This is a genomic window from Streptomyces muensis (genome assembly GCF_021474425.1).
In the GTDB taxonomy this organism is placed as follows: Bacteria; Actinomycetota; Actinomycetes; order Streptomycetales; family Streptomycetaceae; genus Streptomyces; species Streptomyces muensis.
On sequence record NZ_JAKEIP010000023.1, the window covers coordinates 1 to 22,474 of the forward strand.

General features: G+C 71.2%; 11 protein-coding genes. 8 read left to right on the forward strand and 3 right to left on the reverse strand.

Features of this window, described 5'->3' with window-relative positions:
- The 5 genes from L0P92_RS09245 to L0P92_RS09265 form a co-directional block, all read left to right on the forward strand.
- Nucleotides 1–7,575 (forward strand): type I polyketide synthase (locus L0P92_RS09245; protein WP_372497221.1); only part of this gene is annotated, 7,575 nt, incomplete at its 5' end.
- A gap of 154 nt (nucleotides 7,576–7,729) precedes the next feature.
- Complete coding sequence (locus tag L0P92_RS09250) at nucleotides 7,730–9,874, forward strand: elongation factor G (RefSeq protein WP_234762037.1); 2,145 nt, start codon at nucleotides 7,730–7,732, stop codon at nucleotides 9,872–9,874.
- A gap of 73 nt (nucleotides 9,875–9,947) precedes the next feature.
- Nucleotides 9,948–11,807, forward strand: a complete 1,860-nt coding sequence (locus L0P92_RS09255; protein WP_234762038.1) for a cellulase family glycosylhydrolase — start codon at nucleotides 9,948–9,950, stop codon at nucleotides 11,805–11,807.
- A 65-nt stretch (nucleotides 11,808–11,872) separates the two neighbouring features.
- On the forward strand, nucleotides 11,873–12,661 hold the full coding sequence (locus L0P92_RS09260; RefSeq protein WP_234762039.1) for a MerR family transcriptional regulator: 789 nt from the start codon (nucleotides 11,873–11,875) through the stop codon (nucleotides 12,659–12,661).
- Nucleotides 12,658–13,857 carry a glycosyltransferase gene (locus L0P92_RS09265; protein ID WP_234762040.1) on the forward strand — a complete coding sequence of 400 codons (1,200 nt, stop codon included), beginning with the start codon at nucleotides 12,658–12,660 and terminating at the stop codon, nucleotides 13,855–13,857. Before L0P92_RS09260 ends, L0P92_RS09265 begins: the two co-directional genes overlap by 4 nt.
- Before the next feature lie 13 nt (nucleotides 13,858–13,870).
- Here the strand turns inward: L0P92_RS09265 and L0P92_RS09270 are convergent, their stop codons facing one another.
- Complete coding sequence (locus tag L0P92_RS09270) at nucleotides 13,871–15,124, reverse strand: YncE family protein (protein ID WP_234762041.1); 1,254 nt, start codon at nucleotides 15,122–15,124, stop codon at nucleotides 13,871–13,873.
- A 154-nt stretch (nucleotides 15,125–15,278) separates the two neighbouring features.
- On the opposite strand from L0P92_RS09270, the gene L0P92_RS09275 reads away from it, so the two are divergent.
- Nucleotides 15,279–15,941 carry a TetR/AcrR family transcriptional regulator gene (locus tag L0P92_RS09275; protein WP_234762042.1) on the forward strand — a complete coding sequence of 221 codons (663 nt, stop codon included), beginning with the start codon at nucleotides 15,279–15,281 and terminating at the stop codon, nucleotides 15,939–15,941.
- 36 nt (nucleotides 15,942–15,977) lie between these two features.
- On the opposite strand, the gene L0P92_RS09280 is transcribed toward L0P92_RS09275, so the two are convergent.
- The gene (locus L0P92_RS09280) at nucleotides 15,978–17,186 is read right to left on the reverse strand and encodes a glycosyltransferase (RefSeq protein ID WP_234762084.1); all 1,209 of its coding nucleotides are present in this window, start codon (nucleotides 17,184–17,186) and stop codon (nucleotides 15,978–15,980) included.
- Nucleotides 17,187–17,467: 281 nt separating this feature from the next.
- Between L0P92_RS09280 and L0P92_RS09285 the strand changes: the two genes are divergently transcribed.
- Both L0P92_RS09285 and L0P92_RS09290 read left to right on the forward strand, forming a co-directional pair.
- Nucleotides 17,468–18,276, forward strand: a protein-coding gene (locus tag L0P92_RS09285; RefSeq protein ID WP_234762043.1) for an IS5 family transposase whose coding sequence is annotated in 2 segments (ribosomal slippage) — nucleotides 17,468–17,815 and nucleotides 17,818–18,276 — 807 coding nt in all. Because the reading frame shifts where the segments join, the coding sequence is not laid out codon by codon here.
- Between the two features lie 470 nt (nucleotides 18,277–18,746).
- A complete protein-coding gene (locus L0P92_RS09290; protein ID WP_234762044.1) occupies nucleotides 18,747–20,708 on the forward strand; it encodes an RICIN domain-containing protein in 1,962 nt (653 codons plus the stop codon).
- A gap of 72 nt (nucleotides 20,709–20,780) precedes the next feature.
- Here L0P92_RS09290 and ctaD read toward each other — a convergent pair whose 3' ends face one another.
- Nucleotides 20,781–22,409 (reverse strand): aa3-type cytochrome oxidase subunit I, encoded by a 1,629-nt coding sequence (gene ctaD / locus L0P92_RS09295; protein ID WP_234762045.1) that lies wholly within the window; start codon nucleotides 22,407–22,409, stop codon nucleotides 20,781–20,783.
- Between the last annotated feature and the right edge of the window lie 65 nt (nucleotides 22,410–22,474).

Sequence of the window (22,474 nt, forward strand, 5' to 3'; positions counted from 1 at the left end):
GGCGGGGCCGCGGGGAGCGCGGGGATCGACCTGCTCGGGCTCGACGAACCGGCCTGGATGCTCTACACGTCCGGCACCACCCACCGGCCCAAGGGTGTGCTGTCCACGCAGCGGGCCGCGCTGTGGTCCGTGGCCGCCTGCTACGCCCCGATCCTCGGCCTCTCGCCCGACGACCGGCTGCTCTGGCCGCTTCCGCTGTTCCACAGCTTCAGCCACTCGCTGGCCATCCTGGGTGTGACGGCCGTCGGCGCGAGCGCCCGCATCGCCGGTGACCTGCTGCCGCCCGGCGGTCTGCGCCAGGAACTGGCCACGGCGTACGAGGAGCTCGGCGGGCCGTTCACCCTGCTGGGCGGCGTGCCCACGACGTATCACCGGCTGCTCGACTCGCCCGGTGGGTCCTCACCGGCCCTGCGGATGTGCGTGGTGGCGGGTGCGCCGAGCGGTCCCGCGCTGCGCGCGGCCGTGGCGGACACGCTGGGCGCGCCGCTGCTCGACGCGTACGGCAGCACCGAGACCTGCGGAGTGATCGCGGTCAGTCCGCCCGAAGGACCCGGGGTCGACGGTTCCTGCGGACCGCCCATACCCGGCGTGGACATACGTGTCGTCGATCCGGGCAGCGGCGAGGACGTCCAGGACGGCGCCGAGGGCGAGGTCTGGGTGCGCTCTCCGGGTCTGATGACCGGGTACCACCGGCAACCCGAGGCGACGGCCGCCGCGCTGCGGGACGGCTGGTACCGCACCGGCGACCTGGGCCGCCGCGTGGAGCACGGCCATCTCCGGCTCACCGGCCGGGTCAGCGAACTGATCATCCGCGGCGGCGAGAACATCCACCCGGCGGAGATCGAGCAGGTCCTGGCCCGGTGTCCGGGCGTGGCCGACGCCGTGGTCGTGGGTGTGCCGCACGACGTGCTCGGCGAGGTCCCGGTCGCGTTCGTCGTGCCGGGCCCGGAGGGGATCGACGCGCGGCGGGTGCTCGCCGAGTGCCGTACTCGGCTGGCCGACTACAAGGTGCCGGCCGAGATACGCGAGATCGCCGCCGTCCCGCGCACCGCGTCCGGCAAGATCGTCCGGCACGAGGTGGTCGTCCCGGCTGCTCCGGTCGCCCCGGCCACTCCCGAGGCCGCCGGCCTGCGCGAGCGGCTCCTCGCCCTCTCGGTCGACGACCAGGAGCGCGCGCTGCGCGTGACGGTGCTGGCCGAGACGGCCGACGCCTGCCGGCCCACGGCGGGCGAACCGCCCGACGCGCAGAGCCCGTTCACCGATCTCGGCCTGACCTCCGTCGGCGCGGTCGAACTGGTCGACCGGCTCGGCGCGCTGACCGGCCTGACCCTGCCGGCGACGCTGGTCTTCGACCATCCGACACCGGCCGCGGTGGCCCGCCACCTGCGCGCCGCGCTCTTCGAGAGCGAGCCCGGGACACGCCCTCGGACGTACGGCGGACCGGACCGGTCGTCCGACGACGACGATCCGGTCGTCATCGTCGCCATGGGCTGCCGCTACCCGGGTGGCGTCAACTCCCCGGAAGACCTCTGGGAGTTGGTGGCGCAGGGCCGCGACGCCATCACGGAGTTCCCGACCGACCGGGGCTGGGACCTGGATGCCCTGTACGACCCCGATCCCGACCGGATCGGCACCACGTACACACGACACGGCGGATTCCTGCACCGGGCCGCGGAGTTCGACGCCGGACTGTTCGGGATCTCGCCGCGCGAGGCGCTCGCGATGGACCCGCAGCAGCGGCTGCTCCTGGAGACCTCCTGGGAGGTGTGGGAGCGGGCCGGGATCGACCAGGCGTCGCTGCGCGAGAGCGACACCGGTGTCTTCGTCGGCGTGATGTACGACGACTACGCCACCCGCCTGACCCGGCCCCACGAGCTGGAGGCGCATCTGGGCCTGGGCTCGACGGGCAGCGTGGCCTCCGGGCGGATCTCCTATGCGTACGGCCTGCGCGGCCCCGCCATCACGGTCGACACCGCCTGCTCGTCCTCGCTGGTGGCGCTGCACTGGGCGGCGCGGGCGCTGCGCTCGGGCGAGTGCTCGCTGGCGCTGGCCGGCGGGGTCACCGTGATGGCGACACCCCAGTCGTTCCTCGCCTTCAGCCGGCAGCGCGGGCTGTCGGCGGACGGGCGCTGCAAGTCCTTCTCGGCGGCGGCCGACGGCACGGCCTGGGGCGAGGGCGTGGGACTCGTCCTGCTGGAGCGGTTGTCCGACGCGCGGCGCGGCGGCCACCCGGTGCTGGCCGTGCTGCGCGGCTCGGCCGTCAACTCCGACGGCGCCTCCAACGGGCTCACCGCGCCCCATGGACCGGCCCAGCAGCGGCTCATCACCCAGGCGCTGGCGGACGCCGGGCTGCGCGCCGGTGACGTGGACGTGGTGGAGGCGCACGGCACCGGAACCCGGCTGGGCGACCCCGTGGAGGCGCAGGCCCTCCTGGCCACGTACGGGCAGGACCGGGCGGAGCCGCTCTGGCTCGGGTCGGTCAAGTCCAACCTCGGGCACACACAGGCGGCGGCCGGAGTCGCCGGCGTCATCAAGACCGTGCAGGCCATGCGGCACGGCGCCCTGCCCCGGACCCTGCACGCCGATCCGCCCACACCGCACGTCGACTGGTCCTCCGGCCGGGTGGAACTGCTGACCGAGCCCCGGCCCTGGCCGGCCACGGACCGTCCGCGGCGTGCGGGCGTCTCGGCCTTCGGGATAGGCGGGACCAACGCGCATGTGATCCTGGAGGAGGCGCCGAGGGCCGACACCGCGGTCGCGCCCCCGGACACGACCGCGACGCCGCCCGTTCCGTGGCTGCTCTCCGCCGCCGACGAGACCGCCCTGCGCGCCCAGGCCCGACGCCTCGCCGCCGAAGTGGCGCACGGGCAGGCCCTGTCGACGGCGTCGACCGCCGACATCGCCTGCGCGCTCGCGGTGTCGCGCTCCGCCCTCTCCCACCGGGCGAGCGTGCCGAGCGGTGACCGGACCCGGATGGCTGCCGCGCTGACCGCGCTCGCGCAGGGCAGCGACGCACCGGGCGTCGTCCGAGGGCTGGCGGACCCGGCGATCCGTACGGCCTTCCTGTTCACCGGACAAGGTGCCCAACGCCCCAGGATGGGCGCCGAACTGCGCTCCGCCTTCCCCGTCTTCGCCGAAGCGTTCGACGAAGTCTGCGGGCATCTGGACGACCGTCTGCCCCAGCCGCTGAGCGCGGTGCTGGCCGCCGAACCGGGCTCACCGGAAGCGGCCCTCCTGGACCGTACGGACTTCACGCAGGCCGGGCTGTGCGCCTTCGAGGTCGCGCTCTTCCGGCTGCTGGAGTCATGGGGAGTGCGAGCCGACCGCCTCGTGGGCCACTCCGTCGGCGAACTGGCCGCCGCGCAGGTCGCCGGCGTACTCGATCTCCCCGACGCGGCCACGCTCGTCGCCGCGCGCGGCAGGCTGATGCGGGCCCTGCCCGACGGCGGCGCGATGGCGTCGCTGGACGCGACCGAGGCCGAAGTCGTCACCGCACTCAAGGAGTTCGAGGGGCGAGTGGCCGTCGCCGCCGTCAACGGGCCGCGTTCTGTGGTGATCTCGGGCGAGCGGGACGCGGTGCTCGCGGTCGCCGCCGGCTTCGAGGAGCGTGGCCGAAGGGCCGTACGACTACGGGTGAGCCACGCCTTCCACTCGCCGCTGATGGACCCGATGCTCGACGAACTCCTGGGGGTTGCCCGGCAGTTGACGTTCCGGCCGCCGCGCATCCCCATCGTCTCCACCGTGACGGGCAGCCTCGCCGAGCCCGCCGAGCTGTGCAAGCCCGAGTACTGGACGCGGCACGCCCGGCAGCCCGTGCGCTTCGCCGACGCCGTGCGGCACCTCGCGGACGACGGGGTGTCCGCCTGCCTGGAACTCGGCCCCGGGCCCGCCCTCACCGCCGCGGCCACCGAGTGCCTGACCGGGCCGTCCACGAGCGGCGTCGTGCTCGCGGTGTCCACGCGAGGCGGCGCGTACGAACCGGAGACACTCCTGTCGGCCGTGGCCCGGCTGCATGTGGCCGGGGCCGCCGTCGACTGGCCGGCCGTGTACGCCGGGTCCGGCGCGCGGCGCGTGGATCTGCCGACGTACGCCTTCCAGCGGCAGCGGTACTGGCTGGACGCACCGGCCCCGGTGGCCGCGGACGCCGGTCCGCTGCTGGGCCCCGCGTTCCCGGTGCCGGACACCGAACGGACCGTGCTGACCGGGGTGTTGTCCCTCGCGGCGCACCCGTGGCTCGCCGACCACGTCGTCGCCGGGAGGGTGGTCGTACCGGCGACGGTGTTCGTGGAGATGGCCGTGCGGGCGGGCGACGAGGTGGGGTGCGGTGCGGTCGACGACCTCGTGATGCTGACGCCGCTGGCCCTGCACGGTTCCGCGAGCGTGCGGGTGCAGGTCTTGGTGGGTACGCGGGACGACGACTCGGGCCGACGGCCGGTCGACATCTACTCCCGGCCGGAGGAGGCCGACGAGGACACGCCGTGGACCCGCAACGTCACCGGTCGACTGGGGCTCGGGCGGGTGGCGGCGGAGAGCGAGCCGGAGCCGTGGCCGCCGCGGGACGCCGAGGCGGTGGACCTCACGGACGCGTACGCCGCGCTCGCCGATGCCGGGCTCGCCTACGGGCCCGCCTTCCAAGGGGTCGGCGCGCTCTGGCGGCGCGGCGACGACGTCTTCGCGGAGGTCCGGCTGCCCGCGTCGCACACCTCGCAGGCGGCCCGCTTCGGCCTCCACCCGGCGCTGTTCGACGCCGCGTCGCACGCGCCGCTCCTCGCGGGACCCGCTGACCCGAGCTCGCTGCGGGTGCCGTTCGAGTGGAGCGGTGTGAGCCTGTACGCCTCGGGTGCCACGGAGTTGCGGGTCAAGGTGACGCCGACGAGCGCGGACACGGTCTCACTGACGATGTCCGACCCGACCGGCCGGCTCGTGGCACGCGTGGACTCGCTGGCCACGCGGGAACTCCCGGCCGGTCGGACCGATGGGGCCGGCACAGGCGATATGGCCGGCAGCGCGACGGACGACATCGTACGAAGGGCGCTGCTGCGCCCTGACTGGATTGCTCTCGAACTTCCGGGAGGTGCCGATGACCGGGGCTGGGCGGTGCGCGGGCCGGACGAGCTGAACCTCGCCGGATTCCTGCCCGAGGCCGCGAACCCCGAATTCGTCGTGGTCACAGCTGTCACCGACGCTTCTGCCGCCACCGGCTCCGATCCGCTGTCCGCCGTGCACGAGCTGACCGGCAGTGTCCTCAGACTGCTCCAGGACTGGCAGGACGATCCGGGCACTGCGGGCGCACGGCTGGTCGTGGTGACACGGGACGCCACCGGGCCGGTGCCGGATCTGGCGGGTGCGGCGGTCTGGGGGCTGGTGCGTACGGCGCAGTCGGAGCTGCCCGGCCGGGTCGTCCTGGTGGATGTGGACGGGCGGCCCGAGTCGTCGCGGGTTCTTGCGTCGGCCGTCGCCACCGGTGAGCAGCAACTGCGGATACGGGACGGGCGGGTGACGGTCCCGCGACTGAGGCCGGTCGGCGACACGCCGGTCACCGGCGCCGCCTTCGCCGCGGAGAGCACGGTTCTGATCACCGGAGGCACCGGGGCGCTGGGCGCGGAACTGGCCCGTCACCTCGTCGTCGAACACGGCGTCCGGCATCTGCTGCTGACCGGCCGCCGCGGGCCGCAGGCGCCCGGGGCCCTGGAACTGCGCGGTGAGCTGGAGGAGTTGGGCGCTCGGGTCGGCATCGTGGCCTGTGACGCGGCCGACCGAGCCGCGCTGGCCGAGGTCGTCCGGGGCTGCGAGCCCCCGCTGGGCGCCGTGGTGCACGCCGCCGGAGTGCTCGACGACGGCGTGCTGGACTCGCTGACCCCCGAGCGGCTGGCGGCCGTGCTGCGGCCGAAGGCCGACGCGGCGTGGCATCTGCACGAACTGACCCGTGACATGGGCCTTACGGCGTTCGTCGTGTTCTCGTCCGTCTCGGGGCTGCTGGGCCGGGCGGGCCAGGGCAACTACGCGGCAGCGAACTCCTTCCTCGACGCCCTCGCCCACCGCCGCGCCGCCGAAGGACTGACCGTCCTGTCCCTGGCGTGGGGCCCGTGGGAGCACGTCGGCGGCATGGCGGCGGGACAGAACCAACAGCGCTCGCGGTCAGGGGAGTTGTTCGTGCCCCTGTCCACTCGGCAGGGGCTTGCCCTGTTCGACGCGGCGCTGCGTTCGACGACGCCGGTCGTGGCGCCGATCCGGCTGGACCGCGCCGCGTTGCGTTCCGGTGCCGGGCACCTGCCGGCGCCGTTGCGCGGGCTCGTCCGTCCCGGCCGGCCGACAGCCGCGGCGACGGCCTCCGGCTCCATGGGGTCTCCGGGGCGGACGACCGAGCCGGGGGAGTGGCGCGAGAGACTGGCCCGGACAGTGTCGGGTCAGCGGGAGGCGGCGCTCGTGGCGCTGCTGCGGGCCGACGTGGCCGCCGTGCTCGGCTACCCGGACGCCGACGCGCTCCCCGCCGGCAAGAGCCTCGCCGACCTGGGGTTCGACTCCCTCACCGCCGTACAGATCCGCAATCAGCTGAGTACGGGGCTGGGGCTGCGGCTGTCGGCGGCAGTCGTGTTCGAGCACCGCACGGCCGAGGAACTGGCCCGCCATCTGCTCGGCCTGCTGGACGACGAACCGGCCACCGCGGACGCCCCCGAATCCACCACGGAGGCGGAGCGGCCGACGTACACCCTCTCCTCGCTGTTCCGGACCGTCAGTGCCTCCGGGCAACCGGTGGCGGCGATGCACCTCCTCGTCACCGCGTCCTGGGCGCTGCCCACCTTCCCGGCCGCCCGGGGCCATGAGCACGCCCTGCCCCCGATCCGCCGCTCCCACGGCCGGCCCGGCGCCGGACGCCCGACGATCGTCTACTTCCCGGCCTACCACCCTTCGCTCACCTCGGACGGCGGAGAGTTCCCACAGTTCCACCGCGCCTTCCGGCACGACCCGGACGTCCTGGAAGTCCTGGAGTTCCCGCACCCGGGCATCGGTGCCGGCGCCGCCGTACCTGAGGACCGTGCCGCCTTGGCGCGCACCCAGGCCGAGAACGTGCTCCGGCACGTCGGGGGCGGGCCCTTCGTGGTCGTAGGACGGTCGGCGGGCGGCAATGTGGCGCATCTCGTGGCCCACGCGTTGGAGGGTATGGGTCGGGCGCCGACGGGCCTGGTGCTGCTGGACAGCTACCACATCACGCCCGACAACAGCGGCAAGGACTGGCTGTTGTCCCTGGCGGCCCCGCCGCCGCAGGACACCGGACGGCCCGTTCTCACCGGGGACGACGACACCGCCCTGGCCGCGATCGGCGCCTACAACCGGATCTTCCTGGACTGGCAGCCCGAGCCGCTCCGCACGCCCACCCTCCTGGTGCGCGCCATGCTGCCCACGCCCGCGATGGCGGCCGCCGCGGACGCCGACGACTGGCGGACGACCTGGCCGACGGAACACGACCTCGTGGACGTCCCCGGCGACCATCTGACGATGATGCGGGAACACGCGAAGACCACGGCGTCGGCGATCCGCACCTGGATCGGGACGCTCACGGAGGAGGTCTCGTGAGCCGCGCACGCCCTGATTAATCGGTTGCCGCCGTGACTCCGGCCCTGCTGCACTGCACAGGACCCGCCGTCACGCGAAGAGGAGCAGCAATGCGCACTGCGTCCATGTCCCTCCCGGAAGGAACGACCCCCCTCACCCAAGGACATGACGCTTCGTGCACGTGCTCAACCTCGGAATCCTCGCCCATGTGGACGCCGGCAAGACCAGCCTGACCGAACGCCTGCTGCACTCGGCAGGCGTGATCGACGAGGTCGGCAGCGTCGACGCCGGGAACACCCGGACCGACACCCTCGCGCTGGAGCGGCAGCGGGGCATCACCATCAAGTCCGCCGTCGTCTCCTTCGCCCTCGACGACGTGACGGTCAACCTCATCGACACCCCCGGCCACCCCGACTTCATCGCCGAGGTGGAACGGGTGCTCGGTGTGCTCGACGGGGCCGTGCTGGTCGTGTCGGCCGTCGAGGGCGTGCAGCCCCAGACGCGCGTCCTGATGCGCACACTGCAACGGCTGCGCATTCCCACGCTGGTCTTCGTCAACAAGATCGACCGACGCGGAGCGCGCCATGATGCCGTCCTGCGGGCCGTGTCCGAGCGGCTGACGGCGGCCGTCGTACCGATGGGGACGGCCGACGCCCTCGGCACCCGCGACGCGCGCTTCGTCCCCGGCCTCCCGCCGTCGGCACTCGACGTCCTCGCCGACCACGACGACGAACTGCTGACGGCCTACGTCGAGGACACCGTCTCCTACGACCGCCTCCGCGCCGCCCTCGCCGACCAGACCCGGCGGGCGCTGGTCCATCCCGTGTACTTCGGCTCCGCCGTCACGGGCGCCGGCGTCGACGCGCTGATCGGCGGCATCAGGGAACTGCTGCCCGCCGCGGCCGGCGACCCCGACGGGCCGGTCTCGGGCACCGTCTTCAAGGTGGAGCGGGGCCCGGCGGGGGAGAAGGTCGCGTACGCGCGGCTGTTCTCCGGGACACTGCGCGTCCGTGACCGGATCCCCTTCGGGGACGCCAAGCAGGCCGAGGCGGATCCGCCGCGGTTCGGCGGCGCCCCGCTGGGGCGCGGGGCCGTACCGACCGCGGCTCCGCCGCGTGGGCGCGAACAGCCACGAGGGCGCCGCACCCAACCGACTGCCCAACCCGGCCCCGCGGCGGAGCCGCATGCCGACACGGTCGGCGCAGCACCCGGCACCGAGGCGAGGATCACCGGGATCAGCGTGTTCGACCACGGCACGGACACCCGCGCCGACGCGCTCCCCGCGGGCCGGATCGCCAAGCTGTGGGGCCTGGCCGACATCAGGATCGGCGACGCGATCGGCGAACCCCGCAAGGCCCACGGGCACCACTTCGCCCCGCCCACCCTCGAAACCGTCGTCGTGCGGGCCGACGGCGCGGACCGGCGGGGCCTGCACCGCGCCCTCACCCTGCTCGCCGAACAGGACCCGCTGATCGGCCTGCGCCACGACGAGGTACGGCAGGAGACCTTCGTCTCCCTCTACGGCGAGGTGCAGAAGGAGGTCATCCAGGCCACCCTCGCCGACGAGTTCGGCCTGGATGCCACCTTCCGCGAGACGACACCGCTGTGCGTCGAACGCCCGGTCGGCTCGGGCGCGGCGGTCGAGTTCAAGGGGAAGGACGACAACCCCTTCCTCGCGACCGTCGGTCTGCGTGTCGACCCGGCGCCGGTCGGCTCCGGCGTGGACTTCCGCCTGGAGGTCGAGCTGGGCTCCATGCCGTACGCCTTCTTCAAGGCCGTCGAGGACACCGTCCGCGAGACCCTCGGCCAGGGCCTGCACGGCTGGCAGGTCCCCGACTGCACGGTCACCATGACCCACTCCGGCTACTCGCCCCGGCAGAGCCATGCCCACCAGGGCTTCGACAAGAGCATGTCCAGCACCGGCTACGACTTCCGCGGTCTGACCCCGCTGGTCCTGACCGAGGCCCTGCGCAGGGCGGGCACCGAGGTGCACGAGCCCATGCACCGCTTCCGTGTCGAGGCGCCGACCGACACCCTGGCCGCCTTGCTGCCGGTGCTGTCCCGGCTGCGCGCGGTGCCGCAGACCACGGAGACCCGCGGCGCGTCCTGCGTGCTGGAGGGCTCGGTGCCCGCGGCCCATGTGCACGAACTGGAGCAGCAGCTACCGGGGCTGACGCGCGGCGAGGGCGAGCTGGAGAGCGCCTTCGACCACTACGCGCCCGCCCCGCGCGGCACGGTCCCGGAGCGTCGGCGTACCGACCTCAATCCGCTGAACCGGAAGGAATACCTGTTGAACCTGACGCGCAGAGTGGGCAACTGAACTGGTTGAGAACGAACTTACTGATGAGTCAGGGGTGTTGACTGTGTCCTGATATCACCGGACTGTAGTGGACATGCCGAACATTCGGGCGCGTCTACTGGTTGCCCTGGTCGTCCTCTTCGGATCCCTGTCGGTGGCGGGCCCCACTCCCGCCACCGCCGCCACCCTCCCCGACTCCCTCTGGTTCGACGAAACGCCGCTCACCGTGCAGAACGGCCGCTTCGTCGACGGCAACGGCCGCGAGGTCGTACTGCGCGGCTACAACGTCTCCGGCGAGACGAAACTGAAGGAGAACAACGGTCTGCCCTTCGCGTCGACCGCCGACGCGAAGAAGTCCGCGACCGCCCTGCGCGCCCTCGGCGGCGGCAACTCGGTGCGGTTCCTGCTCTCCTGGGCCTACGCGGAACCCGTACGCGGCCAGGTCGACACCGCCTACCTCACGAAGGCCACCGACCAGATACGCGCCTTCCTGGACGCCGGGATCCGCGTGTACCCCGACTTCCACCAGGACCTCTACTCCCGCTGGCTGTTCGACCCCGACAGCTGGTACACCGGCGACGGCGCCCCCAAGTGGGCGGTCGACCTCGGGAACTACCCCGACGAATACTGCGGGATCTGCCCCTTCTGGGGCCAGAACATCACCTCCAACGAGGCCGTGAAGCAGTCCACGTACGACTTCTGGCACAACGAGTACGGCCTCCAGGACGCCTTCCTCGACACCGCCCAGAAGACGATGACGCACCTGAGGCAGAACCTCACCAGCGCCCAGTTCGCGGGCGTCGTCGGCTTCGACCCGTGGAACGAACCGCACGCCGGCACCTACGACTCCGGCCAGACCAGCCGGTCGTGGGAGAAGGACGTGCTGTGGCCCTTCTACGTCAAGTTCCGCGCCCGCATGGACGCGGCGGGCTGGCAGAGCAAGCCGGCCTTCGTCGAGCCCAACCTCTTCTGGAACGCCAACCTCGACTTCCAGAAGGAGGAGGGCGGACTCCTGGACGCGGGCACGCTCGGTCCGCGCTACGTCTTCAACACCCACTTCTACGACCAGAAGGCCATCTCCGGCGTCTTCATGTGGGGCAAGGCGGAGGACGGGCAGTACGTCGGCGACTTCGGGACCGTCCGCGACCGCGCCTCCGCCACCGGGACGGCCGCGATCATCAGCGAGTTCGGGCATCCGCTCGCCGGAAACGTCTCCGACAAGGCGCCGACGGTCTACAAGGCGATGTACCAGGCCCTCGACTCCCGGGTGAAGGGCGCGAGTTGGTGGTCGAACCCGAAGGGATCCGGCCCCGTCCTCTCCGGCTCCCAGTGGCAGTGGGACATCTACCACGGCCGCCACCACGAGCTGATGAACGACAACCCGGACAAGGTGCAGACCGACGGCGACGCCTGGAACGGCGAGGACCTGTCCGCCGTACGCCTCGACGACTCCGGTACGGCGACGCTGCGCCAGGACGCCCGGCTGCTGGACCGGATCTACCCGAGCGCCACCTCCGGTTCGACGGTCGCCTTCACCTACGAGGACCGCTCCCGGGACGGCTCGACGACCCTGACCTGGAACCCGGTGCCCAGCTCCCTGCCGAACGTGGCGCAGCTGGTCGGATCGGGCCAGTACGGGCTGCTGCTGTGGCGCTCGGGCAGCGGAACGGCACCGACCGAACTGCACCTCCCGGCCTCCTTCCCGACCGGCTCCACGACGGTCGTCTCCGACCTGGGCACGGCATACGCGCCACCGTCGTACACCTCGACCACCCCGGTCGGTGTCGCCGCCGAACCGGGCGGCACGGGCAGCCGCCGCCTGCTGCTCACCGACACCGACTCCGGGGTCCTGCACTACGCGCTGGTGACCAACCGGGCGAGCGCCCCCTCGGCCGCCCTGCTGAACGCGGCCAAGTCCGAACTCGCCGCGTGGGCCGCGCAGAACGCCGGATAGGCACCGCCGTTTGACCCTCCCCTTACGTCAGGCCGCACGCTGTACCCCGACGAAAGGGCAGGTGAATGAGCTACTCCGTGGGGCAGGTCTCGTCCTTCGCCGGGGTGACCGTGCGCACGCTGCACCACTACGACCGGGCGGGACTGCTCTCGCCCAGCGGTCGCAGCGGCGCCGGTTACCGGCTGTACGACGACACCGACCTGGCCCGGCTCCAGCAGATCCTCTTCTACCGCGAACTCGGCTTCTCCCTCGACGAGATCGCCGAGATCCTCAAGGACCCGCAGGCGAACGCCCTGGACCATCTCCAGGCCCGCCTGCGGCAGTTGAGCGAGGAGATCGGCCGACTCCAGCGGCTGGCCGAGGTGGCCGAGCAGGCGATCGAGGTCCGGCAGACGGGCGTCGAGCTGACACCCGAGGAGCGCTTCGAGGTCTTCGGCGAGATCACCTTCGACCTCTCCTACGCCACCGAGGCACAGCTCAAGTGGCAGGACTCACCGGGGCAGAAGGAGTCCATGGCGCGGGCCGCCGCCCACACCAAGGAGGACTGGCGCCGGCTCATGGGCGAGGCCGCCGCCTGGCGCGTGGAACTGCTCGCGGCCTTCGACGAGGGCGAGCCGGCCGACGGCGAGCGGGCGACGGACCTCGCCGAGGAACACCGGCTGCACATCGCCCGCTGGTTCACCACCTGCCCGCCCGACATGCACCGGCGCATCGCGGACGACTTCGCCACCGACCCACGCGCCTTCGCGCTCGTCGTCCCGCCCTCGCAGCAACGGCCCGGCCTCGCCGCCTATCTGCGCGAAGCCGTCCACGCGAACGCGGCCCGCCGGGCACAGCCTGAGGAGGACGGATGAGAATCCTGATCGCTGCCGCCGGATCACGCGGCGACGTCGCACCGTACACCGGCCTGGGGGCGGGCCTGCGCGAGGCCGGACACGATGTCACCCTCGCCACGACGGACGCCTTCGCGCCCCTCGTCCGCGAGGCGGGCCTGGAGTTCCGGAGCCTGCCCACGCGCCCGCAGGCTCCGGGGGCGGTCGAGAGCCGACGCGAACTGATGCGCACGGCGTCCGCGTTCGTCACCCAGCTCGGCCGGGGCTTCGCCGACGCGGTCGACCCGGGCACGGAACTGCTCCTGCTGTCCACGACCACCGCACCGCTCGGCCGGCACCTCGCCGAGGCCATGGGCATCCCGGCGATCGGCCTCTACCTCCAGCCCACCGCCCCGACCGGCGACTTCCCGCCCAACCTCATGGGCACCCGCTCCCTCGGCCGCCTCGGCAACCGCGCCGCCGGCCGCTTCGCGCTGCGGATGGCCGACCGCGTCTACACCGAGGCTGTCACCGACCTGCGACGGCGCCTCGACCTGCCCGCGTTGACCCCCGCCGAGATGCGCCGGCGACAGGAGCGCGCGAACCGGCCCGTCCTGCACGGCTTCAGCACGGCACTGGTGCCGCGCCCGTCGGATTGGCGTGAGGGACTCGACGTCGTCGGCACCTGGTGGCCGTACCTCGCCCCGGACCGTCGACTCCCCACCGAAGTGGAGGACTTCCTCGCGGCCGGGCCGCGCCCGGTGTTCATCGGCTTCGGCAGCATGGCCGCCGGGCACGGCGAGCGGCTCAGCGAGATCGCCGTCGGGGCGCTGCGCCGGGCCGGGTTGCGCGGCATCGTGCAGGCGGGGAGCGCCGGGCTCGCGGCCGATGGCGACGACGTCCTGACCACCGGTGACGTACCGCATGCGCTGCTCTTCCCGAGGGTGGCCGCGGTGGTGCACCACGCCGGGGCCGGCACCGCGGCAGCCGCTCTGCGCGCCGGGGCGCCCGCGATTCCGGTGCCGGTGACGGCGGACCAGCCGTTCTGGGCGGCACGGCTGGCGTCGATCGGGGCCGCGACCGCACCGATCCCCTTCGCGTCCCTCACCGCCGAGCGGCTCGCCGACGCGCTGGGTCGGGTCGTACGGCAGCAGGGGTACGCTCGCGCCGCCTCGGTCGCGGCGCGGCACATGGCGACCGAGGACGGCGTGGGGGCGGTACTGAAGGCGCTGGGCTGATCAAAGGGGTTGATCAGCCGTTCGACGGGCTGGTCCAGCCGGCCTCCACATGGCCCAGCCGGACCCGCTGCGGGTGGTCGCCGACCGGGACGGACACCTGCTTGCGGCCGGTGGCGAAGTCGATGGCCGTGACCTGGTCGGTGCCGCTCTCGGAGACCACGCAGGACTTGCCGTCACCGCTGACCGTGGCCCAGTAGGGCTTGGAGGCGGTGACGAGCGGGCCCTCCTGGAGGGTGGTGCGGTTGACGACGGTCGCGTAGTCGTCCATCGTGCCCGCGACACACAGCTTGCTGCCGTCGGGGCTCATCGAAAGGCCGTGGTGGCGCGAGTCGTTGACGAAGCTGGTGCGGTCGTCGCTGGTCGCCGGGTTCTTCGGCAGGGTCTTCGTGCGGGTGATCTTGTCGGTGGCGAGGTCGTACTCGAAGAAGCCGTTGAAGAACGACACCTGGAAGTACAGCTTCGACTCGTCCGGCGAGAACACGGCCGGCCGCACCGCGTCCGAGTAGTCCGACAGCCCGAGCGCGTCCAGCTTCGGGCGCATGTCGATGACCTTGACCTGCTGGTACGTGGTCGCGTCGACGACGGTGATGCGCCGGTCGCCCTTCGTCCAGTCCAGCCAGGGGGCGTCGGTCTGGGTGTTCACGTCGCCGATCGCCATGTTGTAGATGTACTTGCCGTCCTGCGTGAAGATGTTCTCGTGCGGCTTGTCGCCGGTCGTGAACTTCCCCAGTTCCTTGCCCGTCTCGATGTCCAGTACGTGCACGGTGTTCGAGGTCGACGCCGACACCGCGACCCGCTTGCCGTCGGGGGAGACCGCCATGTGGTCGGCGCGGTAACCGGACACCGGGAAGCGCCAGTTGACCTCGCCGGTGGCCAGGTCGAGGGACACCACGTCGGCGAAGCTCGGGCGCGAGACGACCACGGACTTCCCGTCCGGCGTGGAGTACATGTCGTCGACGAACTGGTCGTGGCCCTCACCGACGCTGTTGCGGATCGCCATGAAGTAGATCCACTTGATCGGATCGGCGTTGATCTCCGCCATCCGCTGGTCCTTGTCGGGGATGACATTGATCCGGCCGATCTTCCCGAAGTCCCCGGAGGACTTGATGACATCGGCGGTGCCGTCCCAGTTGTTGCCGACGAACATCACCTCGCGCAGCGCCGCCGCGGAGGCGTCGGCTGCGGTGGCGGTGGTCGCGGGGGCGGCGACGGTCAGGGCGAGGGCGGCGGCCACGGAGCACAGGTGCCTGGGACTGATGGCAGGCATGACTGCTCTCTTCCTCTGAGATGGGAGGGGGAGATCTGAACACGAGTGCTTTCAGAATCAACTTACTGAAAAGTAAGGAGGGGGTGCCCTTCTCCACAAGACTGCGTACACGACAAAATTGGCCGTCGGGTCGGCAAGGTGCTGGGAGGACAGCGTGACGGGCAGGATCAAGGCGCCCACCGGCCGCTACGGCGGCAAGTCGGCCGAGGAGCGACAGGCCGAGCGGCGGCGACGCTTCCTGGACGCCGCCCTCCAGCTCTTCGGCGACAGCCCCGGCTACCGGGGCACGACCGTCGCGGCACTGAGCGAGGCCGCGGGCCTGTCGACCCGTCAGTTCTACGAGGAGTTCCGCGCCCTGGAGGACGTCCTGGCGGCCCTCCACCTGGAGGTCAACGCGTGGGCCGAGGAAGCCGCCCTGACCGCCGTGGCCGAGGCGCAGCACCTCCCGCTCGCCGAACGGGCCACCGCGATCTTCCGCGCCTACGCCGCGAACGTCACCGCCGACCCGCGCCGCATCCGCATCACCTTCGTCGAGATCATCGGCGTGAGCCCACGGCTGGAGGAGCAGCGGCTCGCGCGCCGGGCCCGCTGGGTCGACCTCGTCTGTGCCGAGGTGGCGTCCGCCGTGGCGCGCGGGGAGGCGGCGCCGCGCGACTACCGGCTCGCCGTGACCGCGTTCATCGGCAGCGTCAACGGGCTGCTGCACGACTGGAGCGCCGGGTGGGTGGACGCCACCCTCGACGAGGTCGTCGACGAACTGGTCCGCATCCTCCTCGGCATCCTCCAGCCGACGGACGCCCGGCTCGCCGGCTCCTGACGCCGATCAGCCGGTGACGTCGCCGGCTCCCGCGGTTCAGCCGGCGAGCCGGTTCACCACGTCGAGGACGGGCGCGACCCCGTCCTCGGCCCGCAGTCCGTCGGCGATGTCGCGGGCGCGGCGGCCGTAGGACGGGTCGGTGGTCGCCCGCCGGACGGCGTCCGCCAGCGCGTAGGCCGTCAACTTCCGCAGCGGCACCGCGCGGGGCGCCACGCCGAGGGCGACCAGACGGTCGGCCCAGAAGCCCTCGTCGAACTGGATCGGCACGGGCACGGCCGGCACCCCGGCGCGCAGCCCGGCCGCCGTCGTGCCCGCGCCGCAGTGATGGATCACGGCGGCCATCCGCGGGAAGAGCACGGAGTGCGGCACCTCGTCGATGGTCAGTACGTCGTCCCCGGCGGCCTCCAGACCGCCCCAGCCCCGCTGGATCACCGTGCGCAGCCCGGCCCGGCGCAGGGCGCGCACGACCTCGCCGCTCAGCCGCGCGGGATCGGGCACGGTCGCGCTGCCCAGGCCCACGAAGACCGGCGGCGGGCCCGCGTCGAGGAACTCCCGCAGCTGAGACGGGAGTTGGGCCTCGCCGTCGTACGGCCACCAGTAACCCGTCACCTCCAGGTGCGGCGGCCAGTCGCGTGGCCTGGGCACCACCAGGGAGCTGTAACCGTGCAGCGCGCGGCGCTCGCGTGGGCTGCGGGACGTGCGCGGCAGCCCGAGGCGGGCCCGTGCGTCCGGTACCGCCGCCGAGAAGACCCGGTCGATGGCGAGGCGCACCACATGCCCCGCGGCCCGGTTGCCCACAGCGCCCCAGGAGCCACCCCCGAGCATCGGCGGCCCGAACTCGCGGGTGGGTGCGAGCGGTTGGAGAGGGACGTCGAGGCTCGGCAGTGACAGACCCTCGGCGATGGTGTGCCCCAGCGGGGCGGTGGAAGCCGCCAGGAGCAGCAGGTCGCTGTCCCGCGCCGCGGCCAGCATGTCGTCCGTCAGCTGTCCGGCCAGGGCCCGCGCCAGCCCCACCACGCGCACCAGCTTGCCCAGTCCGCTCGCACTGCGGTGCAGGCTCCGGCCGCGCGCGGACTCCAGTTCCGCCCGTGGGTCCAACGGCAGCGGATGGAAGCGGACACCGGATCCCGCGACCAGTCGCTCGAAGCAGCCGTGCGTGACCAGGGTGACCTCGTGACCGGCCCGGGACAGGGCGTGGCCGAGTCCGGTGTAGGGGGCGACATCGCCCCGGGAGCCCGCCGTCATGATCGCTACGCGCACGTCCGTCAGTATGGCGGCGCACGACGCGCCAAGGGAACGGCGCACGACGCGGAAGGAGAACGGCGCGCGCGACGGGGAAGGAGAACGGCGCGTGAGCGCGGGCGATTTCAACTCCGTCCCATCCGTTGACTTCCCCCTCTCGTGGCCCTACTTTCAGCGCCACCACGTTCGACCTTCCGACTGCCGTCCGAGATGTCGAACCTGCTGGGTGTCTCTCCCGCACTAAGACGCCGTTTCTGATGGTGAGTCTGTGTCGTTACTGGGGCATGGCAGGACTTGTAGAACGGCTGGTGCCGGAGGAGATGTGGGATCTGTTTCGACGGGTGGTGCCACCGACTGAGGTCGTCCGCCCGCAGGATGGAGGAAAGAGGCGAGCCGACGATCGCGAGGTCCTGGCCGGGATCATCTTCGTCGCTACCTCCGGCTGCACATGGCGGCAACTGCCACCGGTGTTCGGGCCGTGCTGGCAGACGGTCTACCGGCGCTTCGCCCAGTGGAGCCGCGCACGGGTCTGGGGCCGCCTCCACCGCGTGATCCTGGACGAGTTGGGAGCGCGTGGTGAGTTGGACTGGTCCCGCTGCGCGATCGACTCGGTGAGCATTCGCGCCGCAAAGGGGGGCTCCTGACGGGACCGAATCCGACCGATCGCGGCAAGAACGGATCGAAGATCCACCTGATCACGGACCGGAACGGACTACCGCTGTCCCTGGGTATCTCGGCCGCCAACCTTCACGACAGCCAGGCTCTGAAGCCACTGATCTGCGGTATTCCTCCGGTCCGCTCCCGCCGCGGCCCACGGCGACGCAAGCCCGACAAGCTCCACGCCGACAAGGGGTATGACTACGCCCACCTGCGGCGATGGCTTCGAGAGCGCAACATCACCCCTCGCATCGCCCGCAAAGGCACCGAATCGTCGAACCGGCTCGGCCGTCACCGCTGGGTGGTAGAGAGAACCGTGTCCTGGCTCGCCGGCTGTCGACGCCTGCACCGCCGCTACGAGCGCAAGCCCGAGCACTTCCTGGCTTTTGTGGGCGTCGCAGCAGCCCTCATCAGCCATCGCCGCCTGACACACTGAGGGGCGAGGTCAGTCAGCTGACGCAGTCAGAGGGTCCGGTCGGGACAACGTCTCGGACAACGGGAGCCCGTCCCTTGCGGCAACGATCCGACGCACCCGCAGTTCGGCTCTTGTCCGCGGGCGGTACTTGGGCTCCTTGCCACACCCGCAGGCCGATCGCCCCTCGTAGCGCAGCCCTTCCCCCAACACCGCAGCCGCCACAGACCACCCGCGAACATCACGCCTGGGCGGAGGGGCGAAGTCATGACCAGCGCAAATGAGGGGTCGAGCGCAGTTTGGGCACAGGTGCTCCCGCTGCGGATAGCCATGCCGCTTGAAGCTGACACGGCACGAGACGCACGCGTAGTGCAGCTTGTAGTAGGTCATGGCGTAGAAGCACACCGAGCCACCGTACCGAGCGGCCCCTCAGGCAGACCACCCGTTTCGAGTGGCCAACGGTCCACCATCAGAAACGGCGTCTAAGGAGCCGCATGTACCCCCCGCCCCGAACCCCACTCGTCCGCCGCTGCAGATCCGCCGTGGTGCGCCTCCTCGCTCTGGCGCTCACCGCCACGGCCGCGCTCCTGTTCGCCGGGGCCACCCCGGCGCAGGCAGTGACCAGCCGTCAGATAGCAGTGCCCACCGCCCCCATGGGCTGGGCGTCCTGGAACGCCTTCGCCGCGAAGGTCGACCACAACGTCATCAAGCGGCAGGTCGACGCGTTCGTGGCGGCGGGGATGCCCGAGGCGGGCTACGAGTACATCAACATCGACGAGGGCTGGTGGCAGGGCACCCGGGACGGCGCCGGCAACATCACCGTCGACGAGGCGGAGTGGCCGGGCGGCATGAAGGCCATCGCCGACTACATCCACAGCAAGGGACTCAAGGCCGGCATCTACACCGACGCCGGCAGGGACGGCTGCGGCTACTACTTCCCGACCGGCCGCCCCGCCGCACCGGGTTCGGGCAGCGAGGGCCACTACGAGCAGGACATGACGCAGTTCTCGAAGTGGGGCTTCGACTTCGTCAAGGTCGACTGGTGCGGCGGTGACGCCGAGGGCCTCGACCCGAAGACGACCTACCAGGCGATCAGCGAAGCCGTGGCCGCCGCGACCGCGACCACCGGTCGCCCGCTCGCCCTCTCCCTGTGCAACTGGGGCTACTCCAACCCCTGGAACTGGGCCCCGGGCATGGGCCCGATGTGGCGCACGAACACCGACATCTTCTTCCACGGCGGCACACCGTCCTACGGCAACGTCCTGACCGCCTTCGACCGCAACATCCACCCCACGGCCCAGCACACCGGCTCCTACAACGACCCCGACATGATGGTCGTCGGCATGAACGGCCTGACCGCCGCCCAGAGCCGCTCCCACATGAACCTGTGGGCGATCTCAGGCGCCCCGCTGCTCGCCGGCCTCGACCTGACCACCCTCACCCCGGAGACGACGAGCATCCTCACCAACCCCGAGGTCATCGCCGTCGACCAGGACCCGCGCGGCCTCCAGGGCGTCGAGGTCGCCGAGGACACCACCGGCCTCCAGGTGTACGGCAAGGTCCTGTCCGGCAGCGGCAACCGCGCCGTCGTCCTGCTGAACCGCACGTCGAGCACGCAGAACATGACCGTCCGCTGGTCCGACCTCGGCCTGACGAACGCCCCGGCGACCGTCCGTGACCTGTGGGCCCGCCAGAACGTCGCCACCACCGGCACCAGTTACACCACCGGCGTCCCGGCGAACGGCTCGGTGATCCTCACGGTCACCGGCGGCACCGAACAGTCCGCGAGCACCTACAGCGGCACGTCGAACTTCTCCGGCGTGGCCGCCGCGAGCGCCGGTCTGAAGACGGTCGAGGTCTCCTACACCAACAACACCTCCGCGGCCCGGACCGCCACCCTCACCGTCAACGGCCAGACCTCCACCAAGGTCTCCTTCCCGCCGACCGGTTCGAGCGCGGGCAACATCTCCGTCAACGTCTCCCTCGCCAAGGGCAGCACCAACACGATCGCCTTCTCCGGCGCCCCGACCCTCGACGGCATCGTCGTACGGCCGCTGCCCGGCAAGAACGGCACGCTGATCACCGGTACCGGATCCGGCCGTTGCGCCGACATCAACGACAACACCATCGCCAACGGCACCGACGCCCAGCTGTGGGACTGCACCGCTGGTCAGAACCAGGTCTGGCAGTACGACAGCACCCGCAAGGAACTCGTCGTCTACGGCAACAAGTGCCTCGACGCCTACAACCGTGGCACCACCAACGGCACCCGCGTCGTCATCTGGGACTGCAACGGCCAGAACAACCAGAAGTGGAACATCAACAGCGACGGCACCCTCACCAACGTCAACGCCGGGCTCTGCCTCGACGCATACGGCGCGGCCACGGCCAACGGCACGAAACTGGTGCTCTGGACGTGCAACGGCCAGAACAACCAGAAGTGGACGGTGAGCTAGCCCGGCCCTGGGCGAGACAAAGGACTCCGCCTCGAACCCCTTCGACGTCGTTCAGGAATTGGTCCGTGATGCTCACCGCGACGTCAACTCCCTTTCGGGCATTGGAGTGTGGTGCAGGTCGAATGCCGGGGACTCGGAGCGGATCCGGGGCAGGGTGAGGAAGTTGTGACGCGGGGGAGGGCAAGAGGTCGCCCATTCCAGGGAACGGCCGTATCCCCACGGGTCGTCGACCTCGACCTTCTTGCCGTATTTCGCGGTCTTCCAGACGTTGTAGGAGAACGGCAGGAGCGAGGCGCCGAGTACGAACGAGAAGACGGTCGAGAGGGTGTTGAGCGTCGTGAGTCCTTCCACGGCCAGATAGTCGGGAATGCGGCGCTGCATACCGTTCACACCCAGCCAGTGCTGGACCAGGAAGGTGCCGTGGAAGCCGACGAACAGCGTCCAGAACGTCATCTTGCCCAGGCGCTCGTCCAGCATCCTGCCCGTGAACTTCGGCCACCAGAAGTGGAATCCGGAGAACATCGCGAACACCACCGTGCCGAAGATGACGTAATGGAAGTGGGCCACCACGAAATAGGAATCGGAGACGTGGAAGTCCAGCGGCGGTGAGGCGAGCATGACTCCCGTGAGGCCGCCGAAGACGAAGGTGACGAGGAATCCCAGGGCCCAGAGCATCGGTGTCTCGAAGGACAACGAGCCCTTCCACATCGTTCCGATCCAGTTGAAGAACTTCACGCCCGTCGGCACGGCGATGAGGAACGTCATGAAGGCGAAGAACGGCAACAGCACACCGCCGGTGACATACATGTGGTGCGCCCACACCGTCACGGACAGACCCGCGATGGCGATGGTCGCCGCGATCAGACCCATGTAGCCGAACATCGGCTTGCGGGAGAAGACCGGGATGACCTCACTGATGATGCCGAAGAACGGCAGCGCGATGATGTACACCTCCGGATGGCCGAAGAACCAGAAGAGGTGCTGCCACAGCAGCGCCCCGCCGTTCGCCGCGTCGAAGATCTGCGCGCCGAACTTCCGGTCCGCCTCCAGCGCGAACAGCGCCGCCGCGAGGACCGGGAAGGCCAGCAGCACCAGCACACCGGTCAGCAGCACGTTCCAGGTGAAGATCGGCATGCGGAACATGGTCATGCCGGGCGCGCGCATGCAGATGATCGTGGTGATGAAGTTGACCGAACCGAGAATCGTGCCGAAGCCGGAGAACGCCAAGCCCATGATCCACATGTCGGCGCCCGCCCCGGGGCTGCGGACGGCATCGGACAGCGGGGCGTAGGCGAACCAGCCGAAGTCGGCCGCGCCGTCCGGGGTGAGGAAGCCGCCGACCGCGATGAGCGAGCCGAACAGGTAGAGCCAGTAGGCGAACATGTTCAGCCGGGGGAACGCCACGTCCGGCGCGCCGATCTGCAGCGGCATGATCCAGTTCGCGAAGCCGGCGAACAGCGGCGTCGCGAACATCAGCAGCATGATCGTGCCGTGCATCGTGAACGCCTGGTTGAACTGCTCGTTCGACATGATCTGCAGACCCGGCCGGGCGAGCTCGGCGCGCATGAACAGCGCCATCACGCCACCGAGGCAGAAGAACGCGAACGACGTGACCAAGTAGAGCGTTCCGATCGTCTTGTGATCCGTGGTGGTCAGCCACTGAACGGCTCGGGCGCCCCTGATGTCTCTGATCCTCTTCACGCCCCGCCTGTGTCCGCGGCCCACCCGGACGTCACACTCAAGAGACGCGACAAGAATCACGGAAA